Consider the following 7,283-nt stretch of genomic DNA (forward strand, 5'->3'; position numbering starts at 1 on the left):
CTAATAACTAAGTAACATTTCACAAATAAATATGACAAACTTTTCAACTACGAATCTTGTATTAATTCAACATAAGAGAGGGAGGATTTTTTAGTTGGCAAATAAAAAAATCTTTATGTCAGTAACAGCTGGAGCAGCGATTGCAGCAGCACTATTCGGAGCAGATGAAGCGTCGGCAGCATCGTACAAGGTACAATCAGGTGATTCTCTATGGGCCATTGCCCAAAAACACGGTACAAGTGTAACAACATTGAAGAAACTGAACAGCCTAACTTCCGATATCATTTATCCTAACCAGGTACTTAAAACATCTGGATCATCATCAACCCCAGCGAAGTCAAATAAACCAAGTTCAAACAATAAAAGTAGTTCCGCAAGTACATATACAGTAAAAGCGGGAGACACATTAAGTGGAATTGCATCTCGCCACGGTATTTCTTTACAGAACCTAATGAAGTGGAACAATCTGAATACAACGCTAATTTATCCAGGCAATGTATTCCATGTAACCAATCCTGGTAATTCTAGCAGCTCAACACCACCGAAAAATTCAAATGCTGGAAAAAGCAAGCCGAATAAACCGGCGACCGGGAATGCCACTGTTTATGTCATTAAATCAGGAGATACACTGTCACATATCGCGAAACAGTATGGCGTCACCGTTTCGAACTTGAAGTCATGGAACAACTTATCTTCTGACATGATTTATATCGGACAGAAATTGAATATTAACGGAAGTAAATCAACTCCACCTTCCAATAATAAACCGAAAGAGCAACCTAAAAATAATGTTGGCTATAATGTAGACACACTAATTAGCACCGCTCGAAGCCAAATTGGCGTACCGTATGTGTGGGGTGGCTCCTCACCTAGCGGATTCGACTGCAGTGGATTCATTTATTATGCGTACAAAAATGCTGGGATGAGTATTAGCCGGACATCAACGCAAGGATACTTTGACCGTTCGTTTTATGTCAATACACCTCAGGTTGGAGACCTTGTATTCTTCTCCGGCACGTATAAAGCGGGAATTTCCCATATGGGAATCTATATCGGAAACAACCAGTTCATCCACGCAGGATCATCAACTGGTGTCACCATCACAAACTTGAATGACTCTTATTGGAGTAAGCACTTCGATAGCTATAAGCGATTTTATTAAAAGCCAGACCTTCCAAATGGGAGGTCTTTTTTTGTGGAATATTCTACACCTGTTATCAATAGAATGGTGACAGGGGGCATGTCAAATGGATAATAAGCTAAATGTAGACAAGCTGGCGCGGTTTTATAACCTGCAGGAAATGAAACGAGAAATCGAGCAGGAATTAGGTGAACTGAAAAAGGAGTTCAATAAAGCGTTTGACGAATTGGTTGGCGAGAATCAAACTGGAGAATTTATTCGAGATGGATATCAATTGAAGCGACAGATACGGAAAACGGAAAAGTTTGATGAAGAGCGAACGGTTCGTCGGTTGGAGGAGCTGCGAATGGAAGATTTGATTGAGATAGTCCGGCGGCCGGATAAAGCGAAGATTAAAGCGGCGATTGAGCTCGGTTTACTCCGGGCAGATCAATTGGAGGATTTGGTCGTGCGGCAGTATTCAAAGGTGTTGATCGCTAAGCGTGTTTAACTTTTTCAGGGTAAGAGAAAGGCTATTGTCTGGACAATAGCCTTTTTTCATCGTAACATTTATTATTCATTATCTCCCCAAGCCGCTTCATCTATAATAACCGTTGCATTCGGATGGTTATGTAAAGCGGATGCTGGGATGTCTTCTGAGATTGTACCTTTAAGAAGGCTGGTCACAGCGTCTCTTTTGTTTTTACCAGAGATAATCATGAGGATTTCTTTACTATCAAGAATCGTGCCAATTCCCATTGTAATTGCTTTTGTCGGAACTTCATCAATGGAATTAAAGAAGCGGGCATTCGCTTGAATCGTTTCCTCTTTAAGTCCAATAATATGAGTTCTGCTGTCAACAGGTGTACCTGGTTCGTTGAAGCCGATATGGCCGTTATTGCCAATGCCAAGTAATTGAAGGTCGATGTTACCTGCAGCTTTAATAGCTTCTTCATATTCACGGCATTCTCTGTCTAAGTCATCCGCCATACCACTTGGAACATGAGTTTTTTCTTTTTGAATATTGACATGATCAAACAGATGCTTATCCATGAAATAATGGTAGCTGTTCGGGTCATCGTCTGTGATACCAACATATTCATCTAAATTGAATGTCGTTGTATTTGCAAAATCAATTTCACCTTTGTTATATTTGTCAATCAGAATCTCATACATACCCTCTGGAGTCGAGCCAGTCGCAAGGCCAATGACCGGATTTTCAATCGCGTTCATACGCTCGGCTACGATTTCAGCAGCTTTTCTGCTCATTTCCTCATAATCTTTCACTTTCACAATTTTCATTTCTTCATTCCTCCTAAAGGATGAGTCTAAACATCTAAACATTGGATTTCAACCATTACTATTATATCTAATTCATCATGTATATAAAATCTTTTTTGTTATACTTATGAAAAAATACTTTTTAAGTGTACACGAAATTTTAATATTTGCCTAGATATTTTGTGGGGTTTTTTAGTAAAAAATGTTACTTCCCTATCCGAAGAAGGCGCTGGGCTGGGTTTTGTTCTTTTACTGGCAGTTCCAGTTATTTTAGCGAAGCATTCTTTATTGTAGATACCCTTCTTTTGTATATCCCGCCTTTTCCATATACATAAATGTAATCCCCGCGCATAAACACTGGCCCAATAATACGCTTCCCTTTTTCGTCCACGACTCGCAGTTCTTCCTTTGGAGTAAACTTTCGGAATGTTTTTCGGAAGCGCATCAGCTTTTGCCCATCTATTTGACCAATTAATCCCTTCTCGTCTAACACAAATTGCTGCAACGTATGATGGCGGCTATTGACACGATTACGAATCGATTCCTTCCGCTCATTCAGTTGCACAAGAAAAAAGTCATCATAATAATAGAAGTATATTTCCTTTGAGCTCGCAACATTTAGCGCATAACAGTCCATAATTCCATAATCACTTGCATCCCACAACCGTTCACCGTTTATTGTATAAGCAACAACACCAGCACTCCCCATCGGCTCTTCCCAGCCAAAGTTTCCAAATATCCCCTCATCAAAATAGCTTACCCAAATCGTGTCTGTTTCATCAACTTGTACACTCTCTATGCCGTCACCCAACGTAAAAGCATCAATTAATTGCCCGCTCGGATTATATCTTCTCGCATTTCGTTCAATAGATGTACCTTCCTTTAGACAACGGCTTTGGACAAGAAGCAACGTACCATCTGAAAAGATGTCTACTTCCGTCGGGATAAGCGGAACATTTTTTAATTCGACTGTTTCTATCCTGCCATCTTTTATCAGCTTGATGAACCAATTATTTTTTACAACCGGTCGTCTGAAGAAATCGAGTTCTTCTATATCACTTTCGATTAAGATTAATGTGCCGTCTCTTGCTACATGGCCGGATATGAAATTTAGACGTGAGGAATAGTCTATATGTTTTTCCAATATTAACTTCTCTATTTTCATCACCCTGACTAAAAATACATTTATTGAATCGAAATATTATTATTTCAACTTTCGCAGCTGAAACAGTAAACTACTCTCTCGTATAATTAGTGAAACCAGCAATTCATTATAGTTATGGATACAATCCCAATACCTCAATAGGGTTCTAATGACTCGTTTGAAGGTGATTCCAGACATTCGAGTGAATTGCGGGGCTCTAATCAATCGAATGAAGTAGATTCCAGTTCGTTCGAGTGAATAGCAGAGTTCAAATCGATCGAATGAAGCAGATTCCAGTTCATTCGAGTGAATAGGGGGGCTCTAATCAATCGAATGAAGTAGATTCCAGTTCGTTCGAATGAATAGAAAGGTTCTAATCGATCGAATGAAGCAGATTCCAGTTCGTTCGAGTGAATAGAGGAGTCCCATTTTTAAAGTCTTCTCGGTACAGTCATGTAGAGCAATTTTATGAAGCTTATCAGTGCGAAAGTTGAATTATGATAAAGTGATCTCCCAAAACTCAAGGTCATCTATGACTAAATCATAAGGGTCTTTTATATCCGACCAGCGGATGTAGCGCTTTTTAGCAATGGATGAGTCCTCTTTTCCATTCAAACTAGTGAAATACTCTACAACTCCGCTTGCTTGGAGGGCTTCTTCTATATAAGCATGCAGGATGCTTAAACATTTCGCTTCCTCTGCAGTCCCTTGTAGTTGAAGTTTCAATGGGATGTCACGAGCATCTGCCGCTACTTGATGCTTGAATGAAAAATGCGGACTGTATGAGAATCGCTGTTTTAATTCACTATCATAATTGTTTTCAAAATATAAATGGGCGAAATCTAACTCACTGGTAAAGACATTCGGTTGTTCAGGAGACAAAGGTGACTGTCCAAACGAACCTTTTGGTAATCTGATAGGTGAAGCAAGGTATATATATTGGGTCATAGCTGGTTTCCTCTCTTACCTTTTAAAATTAGAAGCGTATCATTAGTTGCCGTCACTTTATACCAACACTCGAGAATATAATCCCAATAACGAGTGCCGTTATAATAAAATTCGGGATAGAAAGTATGATTGTATTTTTTAATACTATATTATCGAAACGTTTAAATAACGTAAAGAGCAAAAATAATAAATAGCCAAGAATAGACAGGCATATGATGCTCGCTATTACATCTGTCTTTGTGAAAGGTGGGCCAAGGTTAATATCGTAAAAGTAATTCACTATTATAATCAACCCAAATAATATAGACTCTTGAATTAGAAATTTAAAATACTGCAAGTTACGTTGCTCCTCAACATAATATATTCTTCATTTCCCTACTTCGCTGTTTTATCACGGAATACGAACAGCGTAATTGTATTTAATAGAATGGTAACAACAAGCAGAACCGTGGCAGCAAAAACTACCGCCCCTGCTGTATTCATCAGAGCAGTCCAGTCCTCGATTCTCACCAGATGATAAGTGTAAAACATCTCGAGACATAGCGAAATAGCACAAGCACTCAAACTAAGCATGGTAAGCGTAATCCAATTCTTATTGTTATTACTTCTATACCTCATTAGATTCATTGCAGGAAGGATCCAAGCAGTGAGTCCAAGAACAAAACTCGCAACATTAAGCAAACCCATCATATGTAATTCCCCTTTGTGTTTTTAATTTAATCCTCGGTATTTTTAATTGTTTCTTCCTCATCTTCTTCATCTTTATCTTCCAATACAATTTCGAACAAGGCAATAAAGATTGCAATTATAATCTCTGTTTTAAGAGATAGCGTGATACTGCTCATAAACTCATCCACAGTGAAGAGGACGAGCCAATTCGATGTGCTCTCGATCAAAAATCGGATAACAAGCACTTTTGCTTTTCCTGTCATATTTCGGACGGACAATTTGAATATTACGTTGGTAAACAATTCGAAAATAAGGCCGATCGCAAACAAATTGAAAACAAAAATAACTAATGACCAGTTTGAATCATACTGAACACCAAGCACTTTAAAAACGCCTGCGAGACCGAAGAAATAAATCCCAAATACAAAACCCACCGCCACGATAATAAGAAGCGCTATTCCTACGACTGTAACTATTTTTTCTTTTTTATTCATATTACGAAATGAATCATCATTAGATTCTGGCATAACTTTGGTTCCCCTTCTGTTTTCAATAACTTTATGTTCTATTTAAAATGGTAATCTTATCTTACGTGAACGAGGGCTTCCTATTCAATCTTCACGTAAAGTGTTGATTGATCTCTTCCCGATAACTTTCATCCATCTAGTCTGCATATTTTTCGTAGATAGGGCGAATCGCTTCACTATTCTTCGCAATCACCTCACACCCTCTATCATCATAAATGTAAAATATAATATTTCTCGTCGTATTAATAAAAAATATATCCGGAGCATCCAAGTTAAATGGATGATGTATTCTTGGCTTCACTGGCGGGAAATCCTGGTTGCAAATTGCTTTTATTAAAGTTGAATACTGAATATCTTGCTTACGACATCGTAAGGAGAATTGAGATGTGCACTTCTCTTCCTTCTCTTCGTCATCCTCAAACATATAAGGTAAGGTTGCTTGCGTTAAACGCAAACGGATGGCTTTACTTTTAATATAGTGAAGATATACTCCGAGCTTCCTTCTGTTCTTTTTTCTATCATTTTTATACCGGTAGCTGTTCGTTACCAATATAATTTCCTCATCGGCTGAGAATAGATCATGAAATAGGGAGATAGCTTGATGATAGACGGTATGAAAATAATCAGGATTCAGCTCATCACTCTCCTCTTTAAATGGACAGAATCCTTTGGCTAGTTCGAGATGAATACTTGAATTCCATTGGGAGGTGAGATTTGGTTTTAGAGTTAGGCTTGGGAAGTTCGTTTGGATGTATTTATTTAAATGCATTTCTCCGTCCTCCCTTATCTCTCAAGATTATTTTTCATGATGACTATAAATTCCTGCACTCGCGGATGGTATGAATGTTATTTTATAGTTTCTACTGAATTCTTGTTTCACTTTTCCTGTTAAAAAATATCCTCTTTGATTAAACTCTTTTTCCAGTTGGTTGCCGTGGGGAAGCAATTTATCTTGTTCCCAATCTATCCATGTCCCATAGCTCTTTGCCCAATCCGACAATTCCTCTGCTAATTCATTGGAAACGGGAACGTCTTCTATATCAAGATTGCAACCGCACCGATTACACCAAATCGGGTCTGCCCCAACATCTCCTTCGATTTTTAAATCATTTGTTATTCCACTATCACAACAACAGTTCAAGGTAGTTGACCTCCGTTTTAAATAAAAGTTGGTTCTTTCTTTATCGTAAGTAAATGCCCCGCTGGCAGTAATAGAATCCTTTCATCCGTCTCCGTTGAATATCGTATTCCATTCCCTAGTCTCATTTTCTGACAGGGTGCTAAATAATAGTAATATGTCATTTTATAACCTAGCTTGTGTTGCTGGTAGTATTCGAGACAATTTTTATTCAAAGGGTGGTTTTTTTCACAGTTACAGAATTCCATTTTACTATTCTTTGTCATTTCATACTAATCCTTAATACGATATTATCCAAGTGAAAGTTTCGGCTTGGGAATATTTTTTATCACGTATTAACGGTCTGTAATACCCCCGCTTCTAAGCTTGAGGGAAGCCCAACATGTTAAGGTGGGGGGGTATACAGTCCGTAAATACCTGATTCTGTTCAACTAACATTTAGTGAGGAGGGAAGGA

The 7,283-nt window shown here is 38.3% G+C and carries 10 protein-coding genes; 2 read left to right on the top strand and 8 right to left on the bottom strand.

Annotated elements, in window-relative coordinates:
* Positions 1–94: 94 nt before the first annotated feature.
* Together WKU33_RS18525 and WKU33_RS18530 are read left to right on the top strand one after the other, a co-directional pair.
* On the top strand, positions 95–1,162 hold the full coding sequence (locus WKU33_RS18525; protein ID WP_340456043.1) for a C40 family peptidase: 1,068 nt from the start codon (positions 95–97) through the stop codon (positions 1,160–1,162).
* A gap of 85 nt (positions 1,163–1,247) precedes the next feature.
* Entirely contained in the window at positions 1,248–1,631 is a 384-nt protein-coding gene (locus WKU33_RS18530; RefSeq protein ID WP_188859490.1) for a hypothetical protein, read from the top strand.
* Between the two features lie 62 nt (positions 1,632–1,693).
* Here WKU33_RS18530 and nagB read toward each other — a convergent pair whose 3' ends face one another.
* The 8 genes from nagB to WKU33_RS18570 form a co-directional block, all read right to left on the bottom strand.
* Positions 1,694–2,422: a glucosamine-6-phosphate deaminase gene (nagB, locus tag WKU33_RS18535; RefSeq protein ID WP_340456046.1), complete on the bottom strand. Its 729-nt coding sequence runs from the start codon at positions 2,420–2,422 to the stop codon at positions 1,694–1,696.
* A gap of 244 nt (positions 2,423–2,666) precedes the next feature.
* A complete protein-coding gene (locus tag WKU33_RS18540) occupies positions 2,667–3,545 on the bottom strand; it encodes a hypothetical protein (RefSeq protein WP_336252500.1) in 879 nt (292 codons plus the stop codon).
* A gap of 495 nt (positions 3,546–4,040) precedes the next feature.
* The gene (locus WKU33_RS18545; protein WP_336252501.1) at positions 4,041–4,493 is read right to left on the bottom strand and encodes a hypothetical protein; all 453 of its coding nucleotides are present in this window, start codon (positions 4,491–4,493) and stop codon (positions 4,041–4,043) included.
* Between the two features lie 52 nt (positions 4,494–4,545).
* Positions 4,546–4,830 (bottom strand): hypothetical protein, encoded by a 285-nt coding sequence (locus WKU33_RS18550; protein WP_188859481.1) that lies wholly within the window; start codon positions 4,828–4,830, stop codon positions 4,546–4,548.
* Positions 4,831–4,868: 38 nt separating this feature from the next.
* Complete coding sequence (locus WKU33_RS18555) at positions 4,869–5,183, bottom strand: hypothetical protein (protein WP_188859479.1); 315 nt, start codon at positions 5,181–5,183, stop codon at positions 4,869–4,871.
* A gap of 26 nt (positions 5,184–5,209) precedes the next feature.
* Entirely contained in the window at positions 5,210–5,689 is a 480-nt protein-coding gene (locus tag WKU33_RS18560; protein WP_188859477.1) for a YrvL family regulatory protein, read from the bottom strand.
* Between the two features lie 136 nt (positions 5,690–5,825).
* Complete coding sequence (locus WKU33_RS18565; RefSeq protein ID WP_336252503.1) at positions 5,826–6,458, bottom strand: DUF3885 domain-containing protein; 633 nt, start codon at positions 6,456–6,458, stop codon at positions 5,826–5,828.
* A 27-nt stretch (positions 6,459–6,485) separates the two neighbouring features.
* A complete protein-coding gene (locus tag WKU33_RS18570; RefSeq protein ID WP_336252504.1) occupies positions 6,486–6,830 on the bottom strand; it encodes a hypothetical protein in 345 nt (114 codons plus the stop codon).
* Positions 6,831–7,283: the final 453 nt, after the last annotated feature.

The sequence above is a fragment of the Oceanobacillus sp. HCA-5259 genome (assembly GCF_037892815.1).
In the GTDB taxonomy this organism is placed as follows: Bacteria; Bacillota; Bacilli; order Bacillales; family Amphibacillaceae; genus Oceanobacillus; species Oceanobacillus indicireducens.

Excerpts from the sequence above, each read along its gene's own strand:
- WKU33_RS18530 (WP_188859490.1), top strand. The coding sequence starts at position 1,248 with ATGGATAATAAGCTAAATGTAGACAAGCTGGCGCGGTTTTATAACCTG.
- nagB (WP_340456046.1), bottom strand. The coding sequence starts at position 2,422 with ATGAAAATTGTGAAAGTGAAAGATTATGAGGAAATGAGCAGAAAAGCT.
- WKU33_RS18545 (WP_336252501.1), bottom strand. The coding sequence starts at position 4,493 with ATGACCCAATATATATACCTTGCTTCACCTATCAGATTACCAAAAGGT.
- WKU33_RS18555 (WP_188859479.1), bottom strand. The coding sequence starts at position 5,183 with ATGATGGGTTTGCTTAATGTTGCGAGTTTTGTTCTTGGACTCACTGCT.
- WKU33_RS18560 (WP_188859477.1), bottom strand. The coding sequence starts at position 5,689 with ATGCCAGAATCTAATGATGATTCATTTCGTAATATGAATAAAAAAGAA.
- WKU33_RS18565 (WP_336252503.1), bottom strand. The coding sequence starts at position 6,458 with ATGCATTTAAATAAATACATCCAAACGAACTTCCCAAGCCTAACTCTA.